This is a genomic window from Acinetobacter sp. NyZ410 (genome assembly GCF_022828975.1).
Taxonomy (GTDB): Bacteria; Pseudomonadota; Gammaproteobacteria; order Pseudomonadales; family Moraxellaceae; genus Acinetobacter; species Acinetobacter guillouiae.
This window is the reverse complement of record NZ_CP094620.1, coordinates 61,655-87,200: the sequence shown is the minus strand read 5'-3', so window position 1 is coordinate 87,200 and position 25,546 is coordinate 61,655. Positions and strand designations below refer to the sequence as shown.

The window sequence follows — 25,546 nt, the reverse complement described above, 5'->3', positions numbered from 1 at the left end:
GCTGTCGGGCTATGCATTTGCTCACAAATCAGTTTAAGCCACACTCTTGGCTGACAATTCACCTCTTACCCAATCTGCCAATAACATAATTGCATCCTGAATTTCCTGAGACAATTCATGTCCTGCATTTAAACGAATACAATTGTTATAACGGTGATCCTCACCAAAAATAATCCCTGGCACAATATTGATACTGTATTGCTGTGCATAATAATACAACGCCAAGCTATCAATCTGCTCTGGGAACTGTAACCACAAGGCATAACTTCCTTGCGGTTGATTTAAACGGATCTCTACCCCATAAAAAGCATGTTGAATAAACTGTAAATATTGTGCAACTTGAGCCATCAACTTAGGGCGTAACTCACTCAAATGCTGACGATAGGCTCGGCTATAAATCAAATCAGCAAGACCCAATTGCAATGGTGTATTGACCGAAACATTTTGTAAAATCAACTTGGCATGTAAGTGCTGTAAACGTTGTGGCAAACAGAACCAACCGACTCGATAAGAGGTAGACAACGACTTGGAAACCGATCCGCAATAAACCACATAGCCCTGTTGATCCCAATATTTAATCGGTAAAGGGCGTTTGGCATTAAAGCTACATTCAGCATAAATATCATCTTCAATCACGTAACACTGATACTTCGCTGCCAGCTGTGCGATTTTTTCTTTCTCGGCATTAGTCAAACAGAAGCCTAAAGGGTTTTGAAAATTGGCGGTTAATAAACAGACTTTTGCAGCTGAATTTTGCATCTCTTGTTCTAAACGATCCAGATCAAAACCTTCGGTATTGGCAGGGATTTCAATAATTTTTCGTTTGAGCAACGCCAACAATTGCAACTGACCATTATAGTTTGGTGTGGGCACAATCACACTGTCACCGATTTGGCTCAGGCTTTGAATCATCACAGACAATGCCGGCATACAACCATTGCTGATATAAATATCTTCTTTGGCAATATAAAAACCATCTTCAGCCCAATGTGCTGACAAAGCCTCTCTTAACTGAAGGTGCCCTTGGCGGTCATTATATAAAAAGTCTTCTGGTTTACTGTGTTTTAAAGCACGTTGTATTGAACGGCGTAAGGCCTCTACAGGAACTAGATTAGGCGATAACTGAATCGAACCTAAATGGATCAGTTTATTATTGATTGCAGCTTCATGAATTTGAATTTGTAAGTCTAGATTTGAAACCTCACGTGCTCTCGACTTAAAATCAGGATGGTCAGGTACAGCAATCTGCGAGGCTTTTTGCTGTGATTGAACAAAATAGCCAGACTTTTCTTTGACATAAATCAAGCCTTGCGCTTCAAGCAACTCATAACAACTCTTTGCTGTATTAAGACTAATATTTTGCAATGCTGCAAATTTTCGCAAAGAACTGAGTCGTTGCCCAACGACCAACTCACCACAATAAATTTTCTGTGCAATTTGTTGTGCTAATGTTTGATATTGAAAAGCCATATCTGTACTCAAATTTTAATATTTGTTGTATCTGTATCTATAAAGTTAACAGATTTATGCTTCATTCACAGCCAATTTTTACAAACAAATTGATTTGAAAGGAGAAAAAAATGAGAACGATCGCTTTAATCAGTATTGTTTTTGGATTAACTGCTTGTCAGCCTCAGCAGGTCAATCAAGCTGCTCAGAAACAACATTTTGTATGTAAATCTTTGATTGAAGGCTTTTTAAAAACACAAAATTTAGCTGAGTATCAACTTGATCATCTAGAACCCACCCTACATCAGACTGCTGCTGTGCGAAACTACCGCTACCATACCAGTAGTGATCAACGGATGAAAATTAATATCCCAGTGCAAAAAGACTTGCAGTTCAAATGCCTTCAGACAGCAACTGATCATTTTGAAATCCAATTGGTCAATCCACAACAACCCAGTAGCCAAACTTTACTGAGTCTGGATTTACCACCACAAAAGACTATCGAAACTTTGACAGCTTTTGCGTTAAAAACTCAATAAATAAACGGACACGCTTTGGTAAATGTTCCTGTTGATAATACACCGCATGGATGTGTTGCTCATAAAGCTCTATTTGATCTTCAAATAGAGCGATCAAGCGTCCTTGCTTTATATCTTTTAAAATCTCAAACTCAGACAATCTCGCAATTCCATGCCCGCGTAAACACAGTTGGCGGACAGTTTCACCACTGGATGCTTTGATTTTTGGTTTGACAGTAAGCCTTTCTCCATTGACTCGAATCGGCCAAGTATTTAAACGGCTGACTTTGCTAAAGCCAATTTGGGTATGATTTAAAATATCTTGCGGTGTTGCTGGATAACCATGTGTGGCTAAATACTCAGGACTGGCAACGATATATAATCGGCTTTTACATAACAAACGTGCATGTAAGCTCGAATCATTAAGATCCCCAAAACGTATTGCAACATCTGTCTTATGTTCTAATAAATCGATGATCTGATCGTTACTGTTTAACTCTATTTCAATCTCAGGATACAACTGAGAAAACTCTTGCATCAACGGTGCAATCACATGCAATACAAAAGGTGTCGCGGAATCCACACGAATCAGCCCAGATGTATCACTGTCAGATTTTAATAAAGCATCTTCTGCTTCATTGAGATCATGCACAATTTTTCGGGCTTTTGCTAAAAATAATTGCCCCTCTTGGGTCAACTTAAGTTTACGTGTTGTCCGCTCTAATAAAGTGACATTCAGTTTAGATTCAAGTCGTTGCAAGGCTCGACTTACACCTGAAGTGGTTTGTTCAAGATGCGTTGCTGCTGCAACAATCGAACCACTATCAACAATATTAATAAAAGCCTGTAATTCTTCGAGTGTAGATTTCATTGCTGTCAGCGCTCTGCTTATTGTTGATTTCTAGTCAACAATATTTTGCATATTCCTATATTTTTCCGCAACAATTAAAGTAGCAAAATACACTCAATCTCAGAAAATAAAGTGAAATCCAGCATGACAAACATCGTTCCTCAATTTGGTGTCGGTACTTTCCGTTTAACAGGACAAACAGTGATTGACTCGGTCAAAACAGCCTTAGACGTTGGTTATCGTGCTGTAGACACTGCTCAAATCTATGGCAACGAAGCAGAAGTCGGTCAGGCCATTGCAGAAAGCCATATCCATCGTGATGCTTTGTTTATCACAACAAAGATATGGACAGATCATTATCAAGCCGACAAACTTATTCCAAGTCTCAAACAGAGCTTACAGAAACTGGGTACTGATGCAGTCAACTTAACCTTGATTCACTGGCCAGCGCCAAGTCTAGGAATTTCTGTTGCAGAAATGATGCAGAACCTGTTAGAAGCGAAAAAGCTTGGCCTAACTGAACATATTGGAATTTCAAACTTTAATATCGACTTATCGCAACAAGCTATTGCTGCTGTAGGACTTGAAAATATTGCCACCAACCAAATTGAACTTAGCCCTTATTTGCAAAATGATAAGTTGGTGAGTTTTTTACAGTCACAAAATATTGATGTGACCTCTTATATGACCTTGGCATATGGCAAAGTTTTAAATGACCCAACATTAACTGAAATTGCCAAACAGCATCAGGCTTCTAGCGCTCAAATTGCATTGGCATGGGCATTGCAGAAAGGCTTTGCTGTCATTCCGTCATCGACTAAACGTGAAAACTTAATCGCCAACTTAAAAGCACAAGAGATTCAGCTATCTGCTGAAGAAATGCAATTAATCGCGCAATTGGAACGTAATGGCCGTGAGGTTGATCCTGAAAACTTAGCACCTCAGTGGGATGTTTAATTCACTGCTGGAGTAAAAGTGGTTTAAAGCAGCGCAAATCTTGGCTTAGGCTTTGATGAGCAAAGTTGGGGTACTAAGTTTTACTTACTAGGCTTCGAAACAGGCTTTACCGCCTTTTGATCATGACTTAGATTGCTTCGCAAGATTGTTTTCTTGCGAAGCTTTATTTTGTCACTTCATTAAAATAGCGGCTGAAAACTAAATGACCATCCCAGTGATTGACTAAACGCTGTTACACCCCATCATTTTCAATATGCTGTATATTTGAGATTCCTCATGAAATTAAATTTTCCCTTACTCGCATTAGCGATTGGTGCTTTTGCAATAGGAACAACAGAATTTTCTCCTATGGGCTTTCTTCCCCAAATTGCAGAAAATTTGAATATTTCAATCCCTACCGCAGGTATGCTGATCACCGCGTATGCACTCGGTGTCATGATTGGTGCGCCGTTTATGACCTTATGGTTTGGACGGTTTCCACGACGTAAAGCGCTTATTTTAGCCATGATTATTTTTACCATTGGCAATATTCTTGCTGCAATTGCCCCCAATTACTGGGGCTTAATGGCCGCTCGAATCCTGACCAGTCTCAATCATGGGGTGTTTTTCGGGATTGGTTCCATTGTTGCAACAAGCGTCGTACCTAAAGACAAACAAGCCAGTGCAGTTGCCACCATGTTTATGGGCCTCACCATTGCCAACATCGGTGGTGTGCCTTTAGCCACATGGGTTGGGCAGAATATTGGCTGGCGTATGTCATTTGCAGCAATCGCCTTACTCGGCGTGATTACTATGCTGTCACTATGGAAAGCCTTGCCTAAAGATAAAGCAAGTCAACGTCCTGATGTCAAAGCAGAATTAAAAGTGCTGACTCGGCTGCCTGTGGTTCTTGCATTGCTCACCACGGTGATGAGTGCAGGTGCAATGTTTACCCTCTATACCTATATTGCGCCTAGCCTACAAAACATCACCCATGCCAGCCCGATGTTTATTACCTTGATGCTGGTACTGATTGGAATTGGTTTTTCAATTGGTAATCACTTAGGTGGGAAATTTGCAGACTTGTCACTGACCAAAACATTGACCAGTTTCTTGCTGTTACTGATGGTGAGCATGTTGCTGTTCCCTATACTGGCTCAAACTCAAATTGGTGCAGCATTGGCACTGATTGTCTGGGGAGCAGCAGCCTTTGCAGTGGTCCCACCTTTACAGATGCGTGTTATGTCTGTTGCACATGAAGCACCTGGATTGGCATCCTCTGTGAATATTGGGGCATTTAATTTAGGCAATGCTTTAGGTGCAACAGCTGGTGGCGCAGTATTGAGTATGGGCATGAGTTATGCTGCGGTGTCTATTGCAGGTGCGGTACTCACAGCTTTAGGGCTAGTGCTGGTTTTTATTCAAATGAAAATGAATAAAGCACCTGTACAACAATATAGCCATTCAGCCTAGCGATTAACAATCGTGACAAAGACTGCAAGTAACCTTTCTTTCTACATCAATACCTTAAGAAAGGTTACTTTCAATAGTTAAATGGAAAGATCTGCTAAGCATTATTTTTTCGAATATAAAGTTGTTTCGTCAATAGGGTCTGCTTCAGGATTATTGATCAAACAACGTCTATTTTAAAATATCAGGCAAAGCTGCAAAGGGTTTATTCTTTGCCAATTCTGTTTTCATTTTCTGCAACATCTGATAAGGCTGCTGTTCGACTAAAATATTGGTTAAACTTGCAGGAATAGAGCCTTCTGGATTGGCGTGTCCAGAGGTAATGACTTTGACTTTATTGGCACCGAGTTTTTGAAAGGTCCAATCACCTGAATAATCTTTTAAACGCACATAGTCAGGATTCAGTGCTTTACCTTGCTGAATCGCAGAATTTTTAATAAAGATACTGCCATTCGCATCTTTAGACATGGTTCCTTTGACCACCATATCACGATCTTTTAACGGAAAGGGAAAATCTAAAACCATATAAATGCTGAACTCACCTTTTTTATCATCGCGAGATAACACTTCAGCTTTGGCAACATTGGGGACCCATTTCGGTGAGTTTTTAACATCCAATACCAAAGCAACAGCACGATCAATCGGCACATCTAATGTTGTTTCAGCTTTATAAGACAACACAGAATTACTAGCATCCTTGTATGTCCATACCTGAATGTTATTTTTATTCAAACTCAATTTGGCATTGTTTGGTAAAGCAGCTTGTGTAGTCAGGCCAAAAGCACTGATTACACAAGCAAATAACATCACTGTTTTTTTCATTTTTGAATGTTCAAAATTTGACTAATTGTTTTAATTCTATCGCATCAGATTTTAAGCTTAAATATCATTTAAGCCTAAAACGTCTTTCATATCGTATTTTTTTGCATCTTTGCCGACAACCCAAGCGGCTGCACGTACAGCACCGGCAGCAAAATTCATACGATTCGTGGCTTTGTGTGTCACTTCTACACGCTCACCTTCGCCAATAAACATCACTGTATGTTCGCCCACAATATCACCACCACGAATCGTTTCAAAACCAATGGTTTCACGTTCACGTGGACCTGTATGCCCCTCACGACCATAGACAGCAACTTTCTTTAAATCACGACCCAGTGTGTCAGCAACAGCTTCACCCATCATCAGAGCAGTACCTGATGGTGCATCTACTTTATGACGGTGATGTGCTTCAATAATTTCAATATCCACAGTATCGCCAAATACTTTAGCTGCCAGCTCAAGTAATTTAATCGAAACATTCACACCCACTGAATAATTTGCCGCATAAACAATCGGTGTTTGAGTCGCAGATTGATTTAACAGCTCTTTTTGTTGATCCGAGAAACCCGTTGTACCAATCACCATCGCAACACCAGCAGCACTGCATAGTTTTAAATTATGTTCAGTTGCAACAGGCGCAGTAAAATCAATTACCACATCCACATCTTTGAGGATCTCTTCCAAGTTGCCAACCACTTTAATCCCCACAGCACCAATTCCTGCAAGCTCTCCTGCATCTGCACCAATTAATGTGCTTTCTGGGCGCTCTACTGCAGCAGCAAGTTGAAAGCCTGCTTGTTGTACAGCTTGAATCAATGTACGGCCCATACGGCCACCTGCACCTACAATACCAATGCGTGGAGCTGCTGACATACGATCTTCCTAAATCTGAATTTGAAAATTTGGCTCTACTATAACAAAACTCGGTTCTAAGACGACGTTTCAATATAAAAAAATACTGTGATCTTTTTTGCTTGCTTTGGGATCTGATGCGCTCATTGGTCCAAAATAGCCTGAACGAATAAATAGATTAATTTTATAAAATATATCGGTAAAACTTTGAAAAATTTACAACTTTTCAAATTTATTTCATCAAAATGCAAGAATCCCACAGCAGACTACATGCCACGAATGAAAAGAATATGGCTTAAAAGGAGATCAATATGCATTCGAATAAAATGGCTTTCGCTCTAGTACTCGGCATGATGATGACAAATGTTTGGGCTGAATCAGCGCCGACAACAACATCAGCAACAACTGAAGAAAAAACACTTGCTCAACCCAATACTAACACAGCAGCTGAACCTCAAACAGAAGTTCGTGTTGAAGATATTGATGCACCGATCATTGAGTAATAAGCACCTATTTTTCAGCGGTTGAGGGTATGTCCAATATCTTCAACCTGTCTTTTTTTAAAATAGCTCAATTCAATTGTAATCATCATCATAAAAATCAGGCTTTATCGCTAAACATTAACAGTTATATTATTTTTTAAATCATCTAAAAATTTATTGAAATATATATTAAATTACAGCTAAAAATAACTAAAAAGTAAAAATTAAATTTTTCAGATCTATTAAACTAAAAGCGCTTGGATGCAATCATAAAAAGCAAATATCAAAGGAAATACCATGCAACTCAAAAAAATCATTTTAGGATTGGTGATGACAACAACTGTTTCACTCATTTGGGCCGAAGACACAACACAGCCTACCGCTCCATCATCAGAATCATCGACACCAGCAACACATCCCGCGGTGATACTCCCCCAAGATGACAATTCAATAGATGCGGCCCCAGATGACAACGAATTTGATTTATCACCATCAGATCAAGCATCAAAATAAAAAAACGGAGCAACAAGATCTGTTGCTCCGTTTTTACATCTTCAATGTTTAGCTTGCTAAATGAAAAGGCCTAAACTCAATTAGTCAAATAAACGATCGAAGAAAGATTTTTTCTTCGGTGACGATTTATTGTCATCACTTTCCATCGTGGCTTGAAGTTCTTTCAATAGCTCACGTTGGCGGCTGGTCAAATGTACAGGTGTTTCCACCACAATACGGCAAAGTAAGTCACCTTGCATACTGCTACGTACAGGTTTTACCCCTTTACCACGTAGTCGGAACATTTTACCGGTTTGTGTACCTTCAGGCACTTTCAAACTGACACGGCCATCCAATGTTGGAATTTCAAGTTCTTTACCTAAAGCAGCATCTGCGATACTAACAGGTACATCCATATATAAGTCTGCACCATCACGTTGGAAGATATCGTGCTCACGCACTACGACTTCAACGTATAAATCACCAGATTGACCATCACGGATCGCTTCACCTTTACCTGTTAAGCGAACGCGATCACCATTATCAACACCTGCTGGAATAGTAACTTCAAGGGTCTGCTGACGATCTGATACACCTGAACCATGACATTTGCTGCATGGATTTTTAATAATTTTACCTTGTCCACGACAGGTACTACATGTCTGCTGAACAGAGAAGAAGCCCTGTTGCATACGCACTTGACCTGCACCATGGCAAGTCTTACAGGTTTCTACATCATTTGGATTTTTTGAACCTTTACCATCACACACATCACAAGGTGCTGGTGCAGTAAAGGTAATGGTTTTCTTAACGCCTCGCACCGCTTCTTCAAGCGTTAATTCCATAACATAACGCAGGTCGGAACCACGACGCGCACGTTGCTGACCACGGCTACCACCGCCAAAAGCGCCACCGAAGATGTCACCAAACTGACTGAAAATGTCTTCGGCGCTGAAACCACCACCAAAGCCACCGCCGCCCATACCACCTTCAAAGGCGTTATGACCCATACGGTCGTACATGCTACGTTTTTCACCGTCAGAAAGAATTTCATATGCTTCCGCACATTCTTTAAACTTTTCTTCAGCTTCTGAGTTGTCAGGATTACGATCTGGATGATACTTCATCGCCAACTTACGGTAGGCTTTTTTAATTTCATCATCACTAGCGGTTTTAGCAACACCTAAAACCTCATAATAATCACGTTTAGCCATGATTGGCGATGCTCCACAAAATTTGATAATACTTCTATGCAGAATAAATTGGGGGCGATGTTATTTTTTACAAGCGTGAAATGTGGTTTTTTTTAAAAAACAGCTTTTTTCTGTAAATATTTAGTAAAACCTTTGAGCCATGTATTGAGTAAATATAACCACGCAATGGCACTAAATACCACACCTGCCACAGTGCACGCTTTTACCCAAATGAAACTGTCCCAATAGAAAAAGATTAACGGAATAAACCATAGCGCAGCAAAGGCTGCCAAAATCAAAAAAATGAGAGCATTGCGCATAATCCACAACGCTTGCGCATGTATCCATACCTCTGCATTATCTGCCACTGCTACTTTACGTGCTAACCAATACGCCAACACGGCTGTAATCACCGTAAACAATGCAAGAAACATAAACAAATAAGAGCTCGTAATAAATTTACGATGCTGTTCTGGATTTGTTTGCCCCATGGGTGTTTTTGACCTCAAATTTATTGCATACCGATTTATTTATTATGCAATAAAATTTCCTATGTTATTTTCTGTTAAAGATTAAGTGCTACTATATTGAAGTTTTCAATTTTTCGCACCTAATATTCTCAACAATTTATGTATTTTCTGTAGTTTTTTTAATCTTAAACCAAGTCGCATACAACGCTGGTAAGAAAAATAACGTTAAAAGTGTCGCAATAATTAAACCACCCATAATAGCCACAGCCATTGGTCCAAAGAAAATACTCCGAGAAAGCGGAATCATGGCCAATACCGCTGCCAAGGCGGTGAGAATAATGGGACGGAATCGACGAACTGTAGCATCCAAAATCGCATCCCATTGATTCTGTCCAGCTCGAATATCTTGTTCGATCTGATCAATCAGAATCAGTGAGTTACGCATAATCATTCCAGATAATGCAATGGTGCCTAGCATCGCCACAAAACCAAAAGGCTTATTGAATAAGAGCAGGAATAATACCACCCCAATTAAACCTAACGGCGCTGTCAAAAATACAATGAATGAGCGCGAAATACTCTTTAACTGCAACATCAGCAAAGTAAATACCACCGCAAGGAATAATGGCATCCCTGCATTTACAGAAGTTTGCCCTTTTGCTGACTCCTCTACCGCGCCACCAACTTCTAGCAAATAACCACTTGGTAAGGTTGTACGAAGCTGATCCATTTTTTCAGCCAGCTCATTGACCACGGTTGCAGGCTGTAACTTGGTCCGAATATCTGCCCGTACAGTAATGGTCGGTAAACGATTGCGGTGCCAAATCAAACCATCTTCAAATTTATATTGAAGTGTAGCGATTTGCGCCAAAGGTACAGTGGTGCCTTTACTTGTTGGAACAGCAAGACTGGATAATGCTTCAACATTAACTCGTTCAGCCTGATCACCGCGGATACGAACATCAATCAGCTCACGTTTTTCACGATATTGATTGATAATTGCACCCGATATTGAACTGTTTAAAAAATTCGCCAAATCTTCTGAGGTCACACCCATTTGACGGGCACGGTCTTGATCAATCACCAACGAAATGATTTTACTTTGCTCACCCCAGTCCAAATGAACATTTGCGGTATTTGGATTTTCACTCACCAGTTGAGCAACTTTTTGCGCCTCCAGACGAACAATTGCAATGTCTTCACCCGATACACGAAATTGCAATGGATAGCCGACTGGAGGACCATTTTCTAATAAAGAGACACGGATACGTACCTGTGGCAATAATTGGCGAATTTGCGTATCTAAGGATTTACGAATTTCATCACGATCATCCAGTGACGATGCTAAAACCACAAATTGTGCAAAACTGGCTTGTGGCATCTGTTGATCTAAAGGCAGATAGAAACGTGGTGTACCTGTTCCTACATAAGCAACATAATTATCAATACCCTTTTGCTTAGATAAAAATGCCTCGACTTTCTTCACGGCATCTTCAGTTGCAGTCAGTGATGCACCTTCTTCCAATTTTAAATCGACCAAAATTTCGGCACGGTTTGAAGACGGGAAAAATTGTTGGGGTACAAACTTAAACATCACCACAGACAGAACAAAAACCCCAACCGTAATTGAAATGACGGTTTTTCTATAGGTCACGCACCAATTCACCAACTTTCTAAAGCTTTGATAAAATTTAGATTGATATGGATCAAAATGCTCACCAGTATGATGAATCACAGGCTGAGGTTCTGGTTGCTTTCGTAATCTTGCGAGAAGACGCTGATACCACGGCGCTTTTTGTGGCACTTTGTTAAAATCTGGAAGTAACTTATCGCCTAGATAAGGAACAAAAACCACAGCAGCAATCCATGAAACAATTAAGGCAATGGTCACCACTTGGAAAATTGAACGGGTATATTCCCCTGTGCTTGATGCGGCTGTAGCAATAGGTAAAAAACCTGCTGCGGTAATTAATGTTCCTGTCAGCATCGGAAATGCGGTACTGGTCCATGCAAAACCAGCTGCCTTCATCCTGCTATAGCCTTGCTCCATTTTGATGGTCATCATTTCGACGGCAATGATGGCATCATCGACCAATAACCCTAAGGCCAGAATCAAGGCTCCTAGAGAAATCTTATGTAAGCCCACATCAAATAAATTCATGCCTGCAAAAGTCATCGCAAGTACCAGTGGAATCGAAAATGCCACCACCAAACCTGTACGGAAACCCAGTGAAAAAAAGCTCACCAATAAAACAATAATGACCGCTTCTGCAAGAACTTTGACAAATTCATGAATACTGCGTTGAACAGCCACAGGCTGATCTGAAACTTTTTTCAGTTCCATACCTAAAGGCAGTGATTTTTGTAAGGTTTTAAATTCCGTTTCTAGGTTTTTACCCAGTGCGATGATGTCACCACCTTTACGCATAGAAACCGCTAAACCAATTCCATTCTCGCCCATAAAACGCATGCGAGGTTGTGCAGGCTCACTAAATCCACGATAAACGTCAGCAACATCGCCCAGTTGAATGGTTCGATTTCCCACCAACAAGGGCATTTTTTTCAAATCATCGACACTTTTTAAAGCACCACTGACTCGCACTTGAATACGGTCAGTGCCTGTTTCAAAAAAGCCTGCACTGGTCACACTGTTTTGCTTTGCCAAGGCTTCTTGGATTGCAGTAACTGGTACGCCCATTTGCACGGCTTTGGTGTTGGAAAGCTCAATCCAGATTTTTTGATCTTGTAGACCCACCAGATTGACTTTACTGACATCTTTGACCCGTTGTAAGCGAAGCTGTAAACGGTCTGCATATTCTTTTAACGTTGCATAATCAAAATCTTTGCCTGTCAAGACATAGATATTCCCGAAGGTGTCACCAAATTCATCATTAAAGAACGGCCCCTGAACACCAGAAGGTAACTGTGTTTTGATATCGCCTACTTTTTTACGCACTTGATACCAAACATCTGGAATTTGGTTAGACTTTAATGAGTCTTTTGCCATAAACATGACCATAGACTCACCCGGACGCGAGTAAGCCATAATCTTGTCATAGAGCCCTGTGCTCATCAGTTCTTTTTCAATTTTATCGGTAACTTGTAAAGAAACCTCTTGAGCTGTTGCACCAGGCCAATAAGTTTGTACTACCATGACTTTAAAAGTAAAGGGTGGATCTTCACTCTGAGAGAGTTTTGAATAGGAAAATAGCCCGACAATACCCAATAGGATCATAAAATAAAGTACTAATCCTTTATTTTTGAGTGCCCATTCTGACAAGTTAAAGGCTTTAAATGGACTCATGATCATGCTCCTTTTTGAACAGTTACAGCACGATTTTCACGGTCTACCGGTTTTATTTTTTGCTTTTCACGAAGTAAATGTACCCCTCCTACAACCACCCACTGCCCAGGATTTAACCCTTTCACGACAGTAACGCTGTCACGACCATAGCTGCCCAGAGTCACTGAAACTTTAGCAATCGTTTGGTCTGGATTCACCACCCAAATATAGGCTTGATTGTTATTTGCTGAGACGCTAGATAAAGGTACACTCAATACATTTTGAATATTTTGATTAAAGAATACCCGCGCACTTTGCCCAAGTTGAATTGCGGACTGCCCTTCTTTTAAAGCCACTTTAACCATAAATGTACGTGATTGATCGGCTGCTGGAGAAATTTCTCGAACATAGGCAGCAAATCGATCTTGAGGTTTAGACCATAAAGTTACCCATGCATTTTGACCGACTTTAATCTCTGCAATGGCTTGTTCAGGTACACCTATCACCACTTCACGATCACCATCAATCGCCAGTTGGTACGCCGCCTGCCCTGCTGAAATCACTTGCCCAGTTTCAATATTACGTTGGGTAATCACCCCATTTTTATTGGCAATCAATTGGTTATAACCGGTTTGATTGGCGCTCACATCATAATTAGATTGAGCTTGTTTTAAACTTGCCTGAGCAGCATCATATTGATTTTTGACTGAATCATATTGTGAGCGACTCACAGCATTGATCGGTAAGAGCTGCTGAAAGCGTTTAAATTCGTCTGCTGCAGCCTTGGCCGCAGATTGCGCACTTTCAAGTTGTGCTTTGGCTGAGTTCAATTGTAGCTGGGCATCTTTCACATCAAGCTTTGCTAAGACTTGCCCTACTTTGACACGAGCCCCAACATCGACATAGCGTTCTGTAATTTGTCCCCCGACACGGAATGCCAATGCTGTTTGCTGTCGGGCTTGAACATCCCCCGCATAACTTTTTTGATCTTCATGTGATGTTGCAGGCTGGGTGACCATCACCAAGGGAATTTGTTCCGCTTCAGGTGCTGGTTTGCTACACCCCACTATTGTTACACTACACAATACCAATAGGCTCGTGATCATTAAATTTAAACTACGCATAGGCAAGGCTCTTAATCAAATGCATTTTTTCGGGCAAAATAGAATGAGTATATTTATTTGCTCATTTTTTAATTAATATACTGCATGGTACAGTAATTGTGAATCGTGTATAGAGCAATTAACCTATTTTTTTTTGGAAATTATTGTGCAAACAACCGCTGGACGTCCAAAGGACTTAGAAAAACGGAAACACATTTTGGAAGCCGCCAAAAAGCTATTTCTAAAATTGGGTTATCATGGTTCAAGCATGAACCAAATTGCCAAAGAAGCAAGCGTCACAAAGCTGACGGTATATAACCATTTTCAAGATAAAGAAACTTTATTTTGCTGTGCCATTGAAGCAACCTGTGAAGCGTCTATCGATGCTCGACCATTACGACTCAATCTTCAAAGTGATTTTTATGCGCATTTTTTTCAGGCGTGCGAGTTGGCACTCACTGTCATTAGCCTACCTGAAGCCATTAAACTTGAGCATTTGTTGTTAGAACTTGCCGCAGAGAAAAATCCTTTGGCTTTACAGTTTTATAATTCTTCCCATCAAAGAATGTGTGCAGTCTGGCAAGATTTTTTCCAACAAGCGGGCACGCTTAAATTTATTCAAGCAGATAACATTGAAAAACAAATCAACCTGATTCTGTCATTATTATTGGGTGTTCGACACCACGAGGTTTTATTGGGGATCCGCCAAATTCCTACGGAAGATGAAAAACAACAAATCATCACCGAAAGTATTGATTTATTTATGATGAAATATAAAGCCAACTGAAATTATTTAAAAATAAAATAATGCCCAATTGTTGTTTAAGGCATACTCAATGCATATCGCATAGGCTTGTTGATATCAAAAGGGCAAAAACTAAAGCTAAATATCCAAATTAAAATTAAGTCAAAGCCGACTTCTTGCACAGTCATTTACATACTTTTGTAGGGAGTCACTTGGATTGTGGTGGAATCACGTTATATTCGAGATAACAAGAACTGGAGAGTAACAAATGGTTCAACAAATTGATGCTCCGCTGCGTGAAGATGTACGCTTACTCGGAAACCTTTTAGGCGAAACGCTAAAGGAACATGCAGGACAAGATTTGTTTAATCAAATTGAACAAATTCGGGCTTTAGGTAAAGGCGCTCGAGATGGTCAAATTGAAGCAGAAAAACAACTTGAACAATTATTTTTAAATTTAAAAGATGATGAAATTCTGCCACTCACCCGCGCCTTTTCACACTTTCTAAATTTTGCCAATATTGCTGAACAATATCACGTTGTGCGTAGTCGTCGACAAAGTGAGTGCGATGAAAACTCACCATCACCCAATGTGCTGGATCATTTATTTAGCAAATTCAAAGATCAGCAAATTTCAGCAGAAACGCTCTATAAACAAATTTGTGAATTAAAAATTGAATTGGTTCTTACGGCGCATCCAACCGAAGTCAGTCGTCGTACTTTAATCCAAAAATATGATGGCATTAATCATTGCCTGTCTACTTTTGATCAGCAAAAACTGACACCTAAGCAACGTGCAGATGTGTTAACCGATTTAAAACAACTGATCTGTTCTGCATGGCAAACTGACGAAATCCGTCAGCATCGCCCAACCCCGATAGATGAAGCAAAATGGGGTTTTACCACGATTGAACAGACCTTATGGAATGCGGTTCCAAAATTCATCCGTGAATTGGATGACCTCGTTCAGGACAATTGTGTAAAGGCTTTGCCTTTGGATATTTCTCCAATTCGTTTTGCATCTTGGATGGGGGGTGACCGTGATGGTAATCCGAATGTCACCCATAACATTACTCAAGAAGTTTTGTGGTTGTCACGCTGGAAAGCGGCTGACCTTTATGTGCGTGATATTGAAGATCTTCGTTGGGAACTCTCGATTGAAGCCTATTCCAATGAGCTACTTCAAGCTTTGGGTTATAGCCATCCTGAACCTTACCGCGAATATTTGCGTGCGACCCGTGAACGCCTCAAAGCAACCCGTCAATGGTTGGCAGATAAATTACGTGGTCAGCATTCAGATGTAGATCGCAGTTTAATCATTCGCCATAAAGATGAATTATTACAACCGTTATTACTTTGCTATCGTTCACTGATGGCATGTAATTTACCTGAGATTGCCAATGGTAAATTGCTCGACTTTATCTATCGAGTAAATTGTTTTGGTATTGAATTGCTTAAACTGGATATTCGCCAAGAGTCAGGCCGTCATCGTCAAGCCATCTCAGCAATTACTGAATATCTCGGCTTAGGTAATTTTGAGACATGGACAGAACAAGCGCGTCAGAACTTTTTATTGCAAGAATTACAAAGCAAACGCCCGTTATTGCCTAAACATTTAAATGAGCCTTCAGGTAGTCTGATTGAAAACCCTGATGTTCAAGAAGTCTTTGCAACCATGCGTACTTTGGCTGAACAACCCAAAGAAAGCTTAGGTGCTTATATCATTTCAATGGCTGAATATCCGAGTGATGTTTTGGCGGTATTGTTACTACAAAAAGAAGCGGGAATTGAGCATCCATTACGCGTTGTTCCTTTATTTGAGACCTTGAAAGACTTGGATGGTGCGGCAAGTACCATGAGTACCCTGTTCAATATGCACTGGTATAAACAGCATATCCAAGCTAAGCACGAAGTCATGATTGGCTATTCGGATTCTGCCAAAGATGCTGGTTTTATGTCCGCAAACTGGGCCCAGTATCGTGCGCAAGAAGAACTGACTGCAATTGCCAAACAACATGGTGTTCAACTGACCTTGTTTCATGGTCGTGGTGGTTCAATCAGTCGTGGTGGTGCACCAACCCAACAAGCATTATTTTCTCAACCACCTGGCTCAATTTCAGGCGCAATCCGTGTAACTGAACAAGGTGAAATGATTCGCTTTAAATTTGGTCTAGAAGAAATTGCCTTACAAAATTTGGAAATTTATGCTGCTGCGACCTTAGAAGCGACATTATTACCACCCCCTGTGCCAAAACAAGCATGGCGAGATTTGATGCACAGCATGACGGATTTATCTGTTCAGGTGTATCGTCAGACTGTACGTGAAAATCCTCATTTTGTTAAATATTTACGTACCGTCACCCCTGAGCTTGAGTTACAAATGCTGCCGCTTGGTTCACGCCCTGCAAAGCGTAAAGTCAGTGGTGGGATCGAATCTTTGCGTGCCATTCCTTGGGTTTTTGCCTGGACCCAAATTCGTTTAATGCTTCCTGCTTGGCTGGGTACTGGCGCAGCGATCAACCAAGTGATTGATCAAGGTCAAAAAGCAGTATTGGATGAAATGTTAACGGAATGGCCTTATTTCCAAACCTTAATTGATATGTTGGAAATGGTCCTCTCTAAAGCCGACTCAAATATTGCACTGTATTATGAATCTCATCTTACCGATGATGAAGACTTAAAAGTACTTGGTGCTGAATTACGTCAACGCTTGCATGATGCAGTACAAACCCTGTTGGCGATGAAAGGTGAATCGCAGCTGTTAAGTTCCAATGATGTACTTGATCAAGCCATGAAAGTACGTAAGCCGTATTTATTACCCTTGCATTTATTACAAGCCGAATTAATGAAACGTCGTCGTGCATACTTGGCTGAATGTCAGGCGGAGCATACCCCTGTAGATCATGCACTGATGGTCAGTATTGCTGGTATTGCGGCCGGTTTACGTAATACGGGTTAAGTTCAAGTTTCTTTGAAGGGGTACATAGGTACCCCTTCAACTTAGTGACTCTTGATAAAGTCATTTCTTTGATTATGGATATAGGCAGAAAAGCATTGGTTTCTTGTTTGGAAGCAAATATTAAAACTGCTACTCATCCAAGTATCGACTTGACTTTGTTTATAGAAAATTTCTGCAATAGGATGAAGGTAATAATTAAACCCATCTGCTTGTTGCTCAAAAGAACTATAACTTCGTGCTTTGCTATACAAGTTGTTTAAATCTTGCGTTATTTCCTGAATATTTTGGTTAAAAAACCAAACGATTACATCGTTATTTTGAAATTCACGAGTTCGATAAACGCCTGTTTCATCACATTCAACCGCAAAAATTTTTGCACCTGAATCACTAAAGCTTGAATAGAGCAATTTGGATGATTGGATTTGCTCATGCTGACCAACCTCCATTTCACGAATTTGTCTCGATATATTTAAACATTCTGGTAATTTTTTAAGATCAGATTCAGCATTATTAATAAAAAGTCTTATTGCTTTATCAATGACATACATTTCACCCGTTCCCGTGATAACACCGCCATCCCACCCATACAACTTTACATCGTCATATTCCTCAAAATCATTGATATTTTTATCTTTTAATTGAATGTTTTTGTTATCTACAGCAACCACTACACCATCCTCAAGTTGTATAGCAATGATAAAAGTCATATTGTTCATTTTTGTAAGATATGCTAAACATATAATATCAACAAACTAATAAATGGTATAGTCATGGCTGGTGGTTCACAAATCATCATTTCAAAAAATGGCATAACAATTAAAACACCAAATGATTTTAAAGTTTTTGCCGGGCAACATCAGTTTAAAACGGGAAGTCGTGTTAAAGCTGAAATTCCAACACTTCCTATCTTAAAAGAAGAGACTCTATTTAGTAATAAATGGGATTTTTATGATCTTTTTTATCAGACTGATTTTTCTAATGTGAAATATAAACTCATCAATAATAAAAATAACACCTATGTTTCAGGGACACTGGATCAGCATGGACGAACCCAAAGACTAAGCTCAGACCATAATGATGACTACGATATTCTCATTGGTACAGAAGAAGATTGGACTGTGTCTGTAGATGATGGTCTTGACGATGAGGACGCGTTTGAATACCTATGCCGTTCACATGACCAGCATGATCAAGAGGTTTAATGATGGATTGCTTAGCAAATATTAAATTTCTTGATGTATTAGAACAACCTATTCAAGGATTAGTCCATCAACTTTGGGTGGGGTCTTCTCTTATATCTGATCATGTTACTCCTGCCAGTGGTGAATCTGTTTGGTTTAAGCGACCAATAGGCACAATGATTGATGTGAGGATCAGGAGTAGTACATCTGGGGAATATCAATCTAAAGTCAAAATACAGCTGGTTGGAGAAAAAACAATTTTTATTGTTCGTAGCCCAAAAGTTTTACTGAAAGGCGTGAATCTTTCTACAAAGGATGTGGCAACTGGTACTTATCTAAGATCAACCTATATTGTGGCTGAAGGTGATTATTTATCTCGAATAGCGAATGATAATCAAACAACGACATCAGAATTGATCAAAATAAATAATTTAAAAAGTGATACAGATATTCATCCTGGGCAATTGCTAAAAATCCCTGCCAAAAAAACAGCAACATCTGAAAATAAAACTAAGCCAGTAGAAACAAAACCTCGTCAGCAAGAAAAAACCACGATCATTGTGGTTCAGTACAAAGATACATTAACTTTAATTGCAAAGCTTACAGCTAATACGGTCGATGAAATTAAAAAGCTTAATGGGCTAAGCGATGATCATCTCCGTGAGAATCAAAAGTTAAAAGTTTATGAGCGTAAAGTAGGGCCCACTCAAGCAAAAGCTAAAATTGAGAGCAAGAAAGATAAGACGTCTACGCCACCAAAAGTAAAACAGAATGCTTCTCAAAACAAAGAAGAATCTCCTGTGGCTGAAGTGGAAGCACCTGATCCTGTCAATACTAGTGGCTTATTACCAGAGGCATGTGGAGGAGAAAAGCATTACAAACGGGCATTAGCTAGAATTTCTGAACTTCATCCAATATATCAACCCTACATAATTCAATTAATTAATACTGGCTACCAAACACTCAACATATGTTGGACAATTACGGATGGTTATAGAAGCCCTGCAGCACAAGGCGCTTTATCTAGCGGGGTTACAAAAGCGGGACCATTAAAAAGTTATCACCAATATGGTTTGGCTGTAGATGTTTGGTCTGTGCGAGATGGTGAAATTGTTGCCTATAATCAGAAATTATCTCCACAAGACAGAAGAAGTAGTGCAGAAGAAGATCATAAAAAATTAGGACCAATTGGTGAACAATTAGGATTAGTATGGGGTGGTCGATGGAAATCCCTAATTGATAGGCCTCATTTCGAATTACATCCGAATGGAAAAACATGGCGTGACTTAAGACCTCAACTTTTAGTACTTGGTATAAGTAATTATAAAAAATTAAATTTTTAGCTTTCGGAGTGTTTATGAAAAATGTTTTAGCCTTGTTATTTTTTATTTTTATAGTTGGAGGTTGTACAACTAAAATCACTGATTCTTATAAATATACAGGATATGAAATTAAAAATAAATTTAAAATCTTACAGAGCTTTACCATAGATTATGAAGTTGAAAATGGAGGTCCTGTCTTTGATAATGAAATTAGTATCTATAAATTAGATAAAAAAAATTGTGTGATTGTTTCTCAAATAGATGGTGATTCTGGAGTATATGGAACTGAGACAATATTATATTTTTTCAATTCAAAATTTTTAACAGGTTACAGAGAAAATTATAGTTATACTGTTTTAAATAATGAAGGAACTCTAAAGTCGAAAATTCCAAAATATGAGAAGCATATGATTAATAATAAAAATCTTGTCGAGTTAGAAAAAGAACTTCAAAATTATATAAAGTATATAAACAGAAGAACGTTGAATCAGTGCTAACGAAAAATGAAACTATTAATTTAGAAGCAACTTCACACAAATAAAATGCCTAATTCATCAACAATTGCAAAAAAATCTCAATTTGAATGGAAAAAATTTAAGCAGTTACAAAATCCTGAATTATTCTTCTTTTTTATATCTATTTTTTTTAATACTTTGATTTTACGCACTAACATTATTTAATTATTTGACCAAATGGTACAAAACATCAATTTTCCCTAATAAATGCAAGTGCTTAGTTTGACTAAAATGATTAAAACTCTCGAAAAGAAAGCGTATGATGTGTCCAATTTGTTTTTTGAGTGCTCAATTTATGTCCAACTGGTTTCCCAAATGGCGTCCTTATTCTGGCAGCATTGATGCAAGACCTGTCGGTACCAATGAGTATTTACCTCCTGCGCAAAGTGTCGTTTTAGGGATTCAACACGCATTTGCCATGTTTGGCGCAACTGTACTCGCACCCTTTTTAATGGGCTTTGACCCAAACCTTGCCATTTTAATGTCAGGGATTTGTACCATCTTATTCTTTATTGTTACGGGTGGTCGTGTTCCAAGTTACCTAGGTTCAAGCTTTGCCTTTATTGGGGTCGTAATTGCTGCAACTGGCTATGCTGCATCAGGTACAGGTACACCAAATGCAAATTTAGCTGTTGCAGCTGGCGGGATCATGGCATGTGGTGTGTTGTATGCAATGTTCGGCTTGCTCGTGATGGCAACGGGGACCAAATGGATTGAAAAGCTCATGCCACCAGTGGTGACTGGTGCAGTGGTCATGATCATTGGTTTAAACCTTGCGCCTGTTACGGTGAAAGGTGTCGCTGGCAATGACTTTAATATGTGGATGGCATTGGTCACTGTACTGTGTATGGGTTCAATTGCTGTATTCACGAAAGGGCTATTACAACGCTTATTGCTCTTGGTCGGGTTGTTATTGGCTTATTTGATCTATTTCATTGTTGCAAATGTAATGGGAAATGGAACACCGATTAATTTCACGCCGATTCAACAAGCTGCATGGTTTGGTACACCCACTTTCCATTCACCTGTTTTTGATCTCAATGCAATGTTAATTATTGCGCCGATTGCTTTAATTTTGGTGGCAGAAAACTTGGGCCACATCAAAGCAGTCAGTGCCATGACTGGCGAAAACCTAGATCCACAAATTGGTAAAGCTTTTGTTGCAGATGGTATTGCAACCACGCTTTCTGGTGGTGTCGGCGCACCTGGTATGACCACCTATGGTGAAAATATTGGTGTAATGGCCGTTACCCGTGTTTATTCTACGATTGTTTTTGTTATTGCGGGTATTTTTGCAATTTTCTTAGGGTTTTCACCTAAATTTGGCGCAGTTATTCATACCATTCCAACGGCGATTTTAACAGGTGCTTCAATCGTGGTCTTTGGTTTAATTACCATTGCGGGTGCGAAGATTTGGATTGAAAACAAAGTCGATTTTTCTCAAAATAAAAACTTGATGGTTGCCGCAGTAACAATCATTTTAGGAACGGGTGACTTTGCCCTTCAATTTGGTGATTTCAACTTGGGTGGTATTGGTACGGCAACGTTTGCAGCATTGATTCTCAACTGGTTCTTTAGCTTAAAAGATAAATCATAATTATAAATTGAACCTATTTTAAGCAGCCAAAAGGCTGCTTTTTTTATTTTTATATAATGTGAGCATCTATCCACAAATAAACGTTTTTTATTTCTTGGAGCGAGGTCTCACTCGATACATTTGGATGATCAAGTTCTTTTAACAAGTATTGAAACGCTGCTTTCTGTTCAGGATATACATCTATCGCTTGTGCCACAGTATCGTTTAAATTGCATGGCCATCCTTCTATATTGTCCAATGTCAAAGGAAGCAATCGTATTATCCGTTTAATTAAAGATTTTTTAAGGTTGATTAATTCTTTTGCTGTTTGATCAGATGCCTCTAATATGTGTAAATACCCTTGTATATCTGCATCATAACCACTATTTATCGCCTTAATTACATCTCGATCAATTTGAACATCGTTAAAAAGCGCAGATAAATCTTCTCCATAAATATGCTGACAAAAGAATTTGATCCATGCTCCCCAACTTTGTAGGGAATGCTTATTTAAAACCTCGTCTAGAAAACCAATATCGACATCAACTTTAGGCAGAAATGGGTGTAAAACCTTAAGATTTGCGCTTATTTCAGCAATCTTTTCATTTAAATTTTTAGGGCTATTTTTAAAAATAACACAAAGGTCTAAATCTGACTGACCGATAATTGCAGTGCCTTGAGCGACACTGCCATAAACATAGATACTATGTAAATCTTCGGCAAAGCTGCGACTAAAAGCGTTAATCACCTCTTCTAGCACGGGCTGAAATTCTTTTTGAATCCTCATTGATTGCAACATTCATCCATTTTTAAATTTTCTCAAACCAACATCATACTGCTTATATAATATTTATTTTGTATTTCAATATTAAAAAAGCCCAACTGTAATCAATAGACAATTGGGCTTGGGCGATTTTATCATTGGTTCTTAATGATTGTTTTATAGACGGATTAACAAGGTTTTCTGTTTATTCACGTTCTAAAAAAGTCTTTAAACAAGGAGAAAAAAACAAATTCCCTTGATACATTCCCCGCAAAGTTTTGCTCATCACCATCACCCACAACATCATTAAAATTACAGCAAATGCTAAGCCTGTATCTACAATAAAACTGAGATGTAATTGGTGACCTAAACTCAATATTGCCAAGATAAATACACCCAGTGGGAAAGTTAGCCCCCACCAACCGAGATTAAATGGTAGCTCGGTTGCCGCATGTTTGAGTGTGGTTAGAATTGCGATTGCAACCCACCACACACCAAAGCCAAGCAAAATAAAACTTGCCACAATCCCAGCATTTTGAAAGAACACACCTAAATTTTCTAACTGAATCAATGCCAAAACTTGAGGAGCCTGAGCACCTAGAACCAAGAGTGCCAATGCACCTGTACCAATTGGCCCTAAAGCTAACCAGCTTGTAATTGCCAATTCTTTGCTCGGTAATTGATGTACAGCCAAACGTAACATCAGAATGGTGAGAATCCCAAAAGCAGGCAATACAGACATCCCCCACAGCATATAACTGGCGAATAAAATAGCCACCGCTTGTTGACTCGCATGCATATGCGCTAAAAGTAAGCCGCCTGATGTTGCTGCAACTTCACAGGCCACAATTGGCAATAACCACATTGCAGTCATTGTATGCAATTGATGATCTTGTTTATGGAACATACAAAACGGTACCAGCACCCCGATACCCACCGCTAAAACCACATCGACGTACCACAACAACTGCGCAATTTGGAACGCAACATCACCATAAATGGCTATGCCATATTTTAAAAAGCCATTTAGTACTGTTGCCAACCCCATTGGAATTGCACCTAAAAAGAGTGCCATTGCGGGATGGGAAAAAATCTGCTTCGCTTCTTGAGGATAGATGAGCCAGCGTAGAACATACAGTATGATAAATACAGTAAACAGTAGCGTGTTAAACTGCCATAAAATAGTTGCCACCTGCCATAAAAAATCAGATGCAAACGGAAATTCAGGCAAGATCAGTGCAACAACCCCTGTTCCCATGGTCATGGTGAACCAGTTTGGCGTAAACTGTCGAATCACATCACCTGTTTGTTCAAGTTGGTAAAATGGCTTTTTCATCGCTTCATCCTCATTTCAGCAGATAAATTGATTATAAAAGCATCTTTTAATAAATAAAATTGATTTAATTTCATAAAATGAATCAATTTTACTGATATAAAAGTATTCTCAGTCATTTTTTTCTGGATAAAAACACAACAACAAAGACGAAACTGTGAGATTATGGCAATATATAGTCCTTTCAAATTTTAAGCTTATTTTGAAACCATGCAGCTGTTACGTCTAAATGCCTTAGCACCAAATTTTCAATTGCCCCAAACCGCTGTGACGATTGGCAATTTTGATGGTGTCCATTTGGGACATCAGGCGATGGTTTCTCAACTCAAAGAAGTGGCGAAAGCCCAAAATTTAAAAACCTTGGTGATGATTTTTGAACCGCAACCTTTAGAGTTTTTCAAAGGTTATGAAGCACCACCACGGATTTCATCACTCAGAGAAAAAGTAGAATATTTATCTGAATTGGGTGTTGATTATATTGCTATCGCTAAATTTGATAATCAATTCCGTAGCTTAAGTGCTGAAAACTTTGCAAGCCTGTTAAAAAACAAACTCAATGCGCAAAGTTTGATCTTAGGTGATGATTTTCACTTCGGTAAAGACCGTCAAGGCAATAGTGAATTTTTAAAACAATATGGTTTTGATGTCACCAATCTCAATACCATTGAATTTAATGGCGAACGTGTCAGTTCAACCCGTATTCGCCAAGTTCTCCAAGCAGGTGACTTATCACTTGCAGCAAAATTATTGGGTCGCCCATACAGCATGATTGGTCGTGTGCAATATGGTGATCAAATTGGTCGTACTTTGAATTTTCCAACCATCAATGTTCGACTTGGCCGTCATAAACCCTGTTTAAGTGGTATTTATGCTGTCGATGTTATTTGCGAAAGTACCTCATTGACACAGAAAGTCAAAGCTGAGAACCCCGATAAAATAGGTGTTGCTGGCTATCAAACAGATGCGTTATTTGGTGCGGGCCATGTGGGAACACGCCCTGCAATCAAACAAGAACATCCAGAATGGCGATTAGAAGTACATTTTCCAAATGTTTCTGCTAATCTGTATGGTCTGTTAATGCGAGTCACTTTCCTCGACTATTTACATGGTGAATTAAATTACCCATCACTTGAAGCGCTTCAGGCGGGAATTGATGATGATGTCGAGCGTTTGCTTGAGTTTCGCAAAAACACCCCCAAATTTCCTTTTTAACTTAAACTTTTATTGTAAAA

Annotated in this window: 23 protein-coding genes; 12 read left to right on the top strand and 11 right to left on the bottom strand. The window is 39.3% G+C overall.

Features of this window, described 5'->3' with window-relative positions:
- Positions 1–33: 33 nt before the first annotated feature.
- A complete protein-coding gene (locus tag MTO68_RS00320) occupies positions 34–1,470 on the bottom strand; it encodes a PLP-dependent aminotransferase family protein (RefSeq protein ID WP_244014571.1) in 1,437 nt (478 codons plus the stop codon).
- 110 nt (positions 1,471–1,580) lie between these two features.
- On the opposite strand from MTO68_RS00320, the gene MTO68_RS00315 reads away from it, so the two are divergent.
- Positions 1,581–1,988: a hypothetical protein gene (locus tag MTO68_RS00315; protein WP_034614694.1), complete on the top strand. Its 408-nt coding sequence runs from the start codon at positions 1,581–1,583 to the stop codon at positions 1,986–1,988.
- Here the strand turns inward: MTO68_RS00315 and MTO68_RS00310 are convergent.
- On the bottom strand, positions 1,948–2,838 hold the full coding sequence (locus MTO68_RS00310; protein WP_004718832.1) for a LysR family transcriptional regulator: 891 nt from the start codon (positions 2,836–2,838) through the stop codon (positions 1,948–1,950). The genes MTO68_RS00315 and MTO68_RS00310 overlap by 41 nt on opposite strands.
- A 123-nt stretch (positions 2,839–2,961) precedes the next feature.
- On the opposite strand from MTO68_RS00310, the gene dkgB reads away from it, so the two are divergent.
- Both dkgB and MTO68_RS00300 read left to right on the top strand, forming a co-directional pair.
- Entirely contained in the window at positions 2,962–3,774 is an 813-nt protein-coding gene (dkgB, locus tag MTO68_RS00305; RefSeq protein ID WP_244014569.1) for a 2,5-didehydrogluconate reductase DkgB, read from the top strand.
- Positions 3,775–4,050: 276 nt separating this feature from the next.
- On the top strand, positions 4,051–5,226 hold the full coding sequence (locus tag MTO68_RS00300) for an MFS transporter (RefSeq protein ID WP_244014568.1): 1,176 nt from the start codon (positions 4,051–4,053) through the stop codon (positions 5,224–5,226).
- Between the two features lie 168 nt (positions 5,227–5,394).
- On the opposite strand, the gene MTO68_RS00295 is transcribed toward MTO68_RS00300, so the two are convergent.
- Positions 5,395–6,045, bottom strand: a complete 651-nt coding sequence (locus MTO68_RS00295) for an START domain-containing protein (protein WP_244014566.1) — start codon at positions 6,043–6,045, stop codon at positions 5,395–5,397.
- A gap of 57 nt (positions 6,046–6,102) precedes the next feature.
- Positions 6,103–6,918 carry a 4-hydroxy-tetrahydrodipicolinate reductase gene (gene dapB / locus MTO68_RS00290; protein WP_004718838.1) on the bottom strand — a complete coding sequence of 272 codons (816 nt, stop codon included), beginning with the start codon at positions 6,916–6,918 and terminating at the stop codon, positions 6,103–6,105.
- Positions 6,919–7,208: 290 nt separating this feature from the next.
- Here dapB and MTO68_RS00285 point away from each other — a divergent pair, with 290 nt between their 5' ends.
- Together MTO68_RS00285 and MTO68_RS00280 are read left to right on the top strand one after the other, a co-directional pair.
- Positions 7,209–7,400 carry a hypothetical protein gene (locus MTO68_RS00285; protein WP_244014564.1) on the top strand — a complete coding sequence of 64 codons (192 nt, stop codon included), beginning with the start codon at positions 7,209–7,211 and terminating at the stop codon, positions 7,398–7,400.
- Positions 7,401–7,676: 276 nt separating this feature from the next.
- Entirely contained in the window at positions 7,677–7,892 is a 216-nt protein-coding gene (locus tag MTO68_RS00280; protein ID WP_244014562.1) for a hypothetical protein, read from the top strand.
- An 80-nt stretch (positions 7,893–7,972) separates the two neighbouring features.
- On the opposite strand, the gene dnaJ is transcribed toward MTO68_RS00280, so the two are convergent.
- The 4 genes from dnaJ to MTO68_RS00260 form a co-directional block, all read right to left on the bottom strand.
- Positions 7,973–9,085 (bottom strand): molecular chaperone DnaJ, encoded by a 1,113-nt coding sequence (gene dnaJ / locus MTO68_RS00275; protein ID WP_034614677.1) that lies wholly within the window; start codon positions 9,083–9,085, stop codon positions 7,973–7,975.
- Between the two features lie 92 nt (positions 9,086–9,177).
- Positions 9,178–9,555 (bottom strand): hypothetical protein, encoded by a 378-nt coding sequence (locus MTO68_RS00270; protein WP_004718846.1) that lies wholly within the window; start codon positions 9,553–9,555, stop codon positions 9,178–9,180.
- A gap of 136 nt (positions 9,556–9,691) precedes the next feature.
- The gene (locus MTO68_RS00265; protein ID WP_244014560.1) at positions 9,692–12,838 is read right to left on the bottom strand and encodes an efflux RND transporter permease subunit; all 3,147 of its coding nucleotides are present in this window, start codon (positions 12,836–12,838) and stop codon (positions 9,692–9,694) included.
- Between the two features lie 2 nt (positions 12,839–12,840).
- On the bottom strand, positions 12,841–13,941 hold the full coding sequence (locus MTO68_RS00260; protein ID WP_004818239.1) for an efflux RND transporter periplasmic adaptor subunit: 1,101 nt from the start codon (positions 13,939–13,941) through the stop codon (positions 12,841–12,843).
- A 145-nt stretch (positions 13,942–14,086) separates the two neighbouring features.
- Here MTO68_RS00260 and MTO68_RS00255 point away from each other — a divergent pair, with 145 nt between their 5' ends.
- Both MTO68_RS00255 and ppc read left to right on the top strand, forming a co-directional pair.
- Complete coding sequence (locus tag MTO68_RS00255; protein WP_244014558.1) at positions 14,087–14,707, top strand: TetR/AcrR family transcriptional regulator; 621 nt, start codon at positions 14,087–14,089, stop codon at positions 14,705–14,707.
- 226 nt (positions 14,708–14,933) lie between these two features.
- A complete protein-coding gene (gene ppc, locus MTO68_RS00250; RefSeq protein WP_034614670.1) occupies positions 14,934–17,624 on the top strand; it encodes a phosphoenolpyruvate carboxylase in 2,691 nt (896 codons plus the stop codon).
- Positions 17,625–17,665: 41 nt separating this feature from the next.
- Here the strand turns inward: ppc and MTO68_RS00245 are convergent, their stop codons facing one another.
- Complete coding sequence (locus tag MTO68_RS00245) at positions 17,666–18,331, bottom strand: hypothetical protein (RefSeq protein ID WP_034614737.1); 666 nt, start codon at positions 18,329–18,331, stop codon at positions 17,666–17,668.
- Positions 18,332–18,394: 63 nt separating this feature from the next.
- Here MTO68_RS00245 and MTO68_RS00240 point away from each other — a divergent pair, with 63 nt between their 5' ends.
- From MTO68_RS00240 to MTO68_RS00225, 4 genes are all read left to right on the top strand, one after another.
- Entirely contained in the window at positions 18,395–18,826 is a 432-nt protein-coding gene (locus MTO68_RS00240) for a hypothetical protein (protein WP_004718858.1), read from the top strand.
- Positions 18,827–18,828: 2 nt separating this feature from the next.
- Positions 18,829–20,148 carry a M15 family metallopeptidase gene (locus tag MTO68_RS00235; protein ID WP_244015941.1) on the top strand — a complete coding sequence of 440 codons (1,320 nt, stop codon included), beginning with the start codon at positions 18,829–18,831 and terminating at the stop codon, positions 20,146–20,148.
- Between the two features lie 14 nt (positions 20,149–20,162).
- Positions 20,163–20,624, top strand: a complete 462-nt coding sequence (locus MTO68_RS00230) for a hypothetical protein (RefSeq protein WP_244014556.1) — start codon at positions 20,163–20,165, stop codon at positions 20,622–20,624.
- Positions 20,625–20,937: 313 nt separating this feature from the next.
- Positions 20,938–22,239, top strand: a complete 1,302-nt coding sequence (locus MTO68_RS00225; RefSeq protein WP_004718863.1) for a solute carrier family 23 protein — start codon at positions 20,938–20,940, stop codon at positions 22,237–22,239.
- Positions 22,240–22,288: 49 nt separating this feature from the next.
- Here the strand turns inward: MTO68_RS00225 and MTO68_RS00220 are convergent, their stop codons facing one another.
- Entirely contained in the window at positions 22,289–23,005 is a 717-nt protein-coding gene (locus tag MTO68_RS00220; protein ID WP_244015940.1) for a nucleotidyltransferase domain-containing protein, read from the bottom strand.
- A 181-nt stretch (positions 23,006–23,186) separates the two neighbouring features.
- Positions 23,187–24,317: a TDT family transporter gene (locus MTO68_RS00215; protein ID WP_244014554.1), complete on the bottom strand. Its 1,131-nt coding sequence runs from the start codon at positions 24,315–24,317 to the stop codon at positions 23,187–23,189.
- A 207-nt stretch (positions 24,318–24,524) separates the two neighbouring features.
- On the opposite strand from MTO68_RS00215, the gene ribF reads away from it, so the two are divergent.
- Positions 24,525–25,526 (top strand): riboflavin biosynthesis protein RibF, encoded by a 1,002-nt coding sequence (ribF, locus tag MTO68_RS00210; protein WP_004718869.1) that lies wholly within the window; start codon positions 24,525–24,527, stop codon positions 25,524–25,526.
- Positions 25,527–25,546 lie beyond the last annotated feature (20 nt).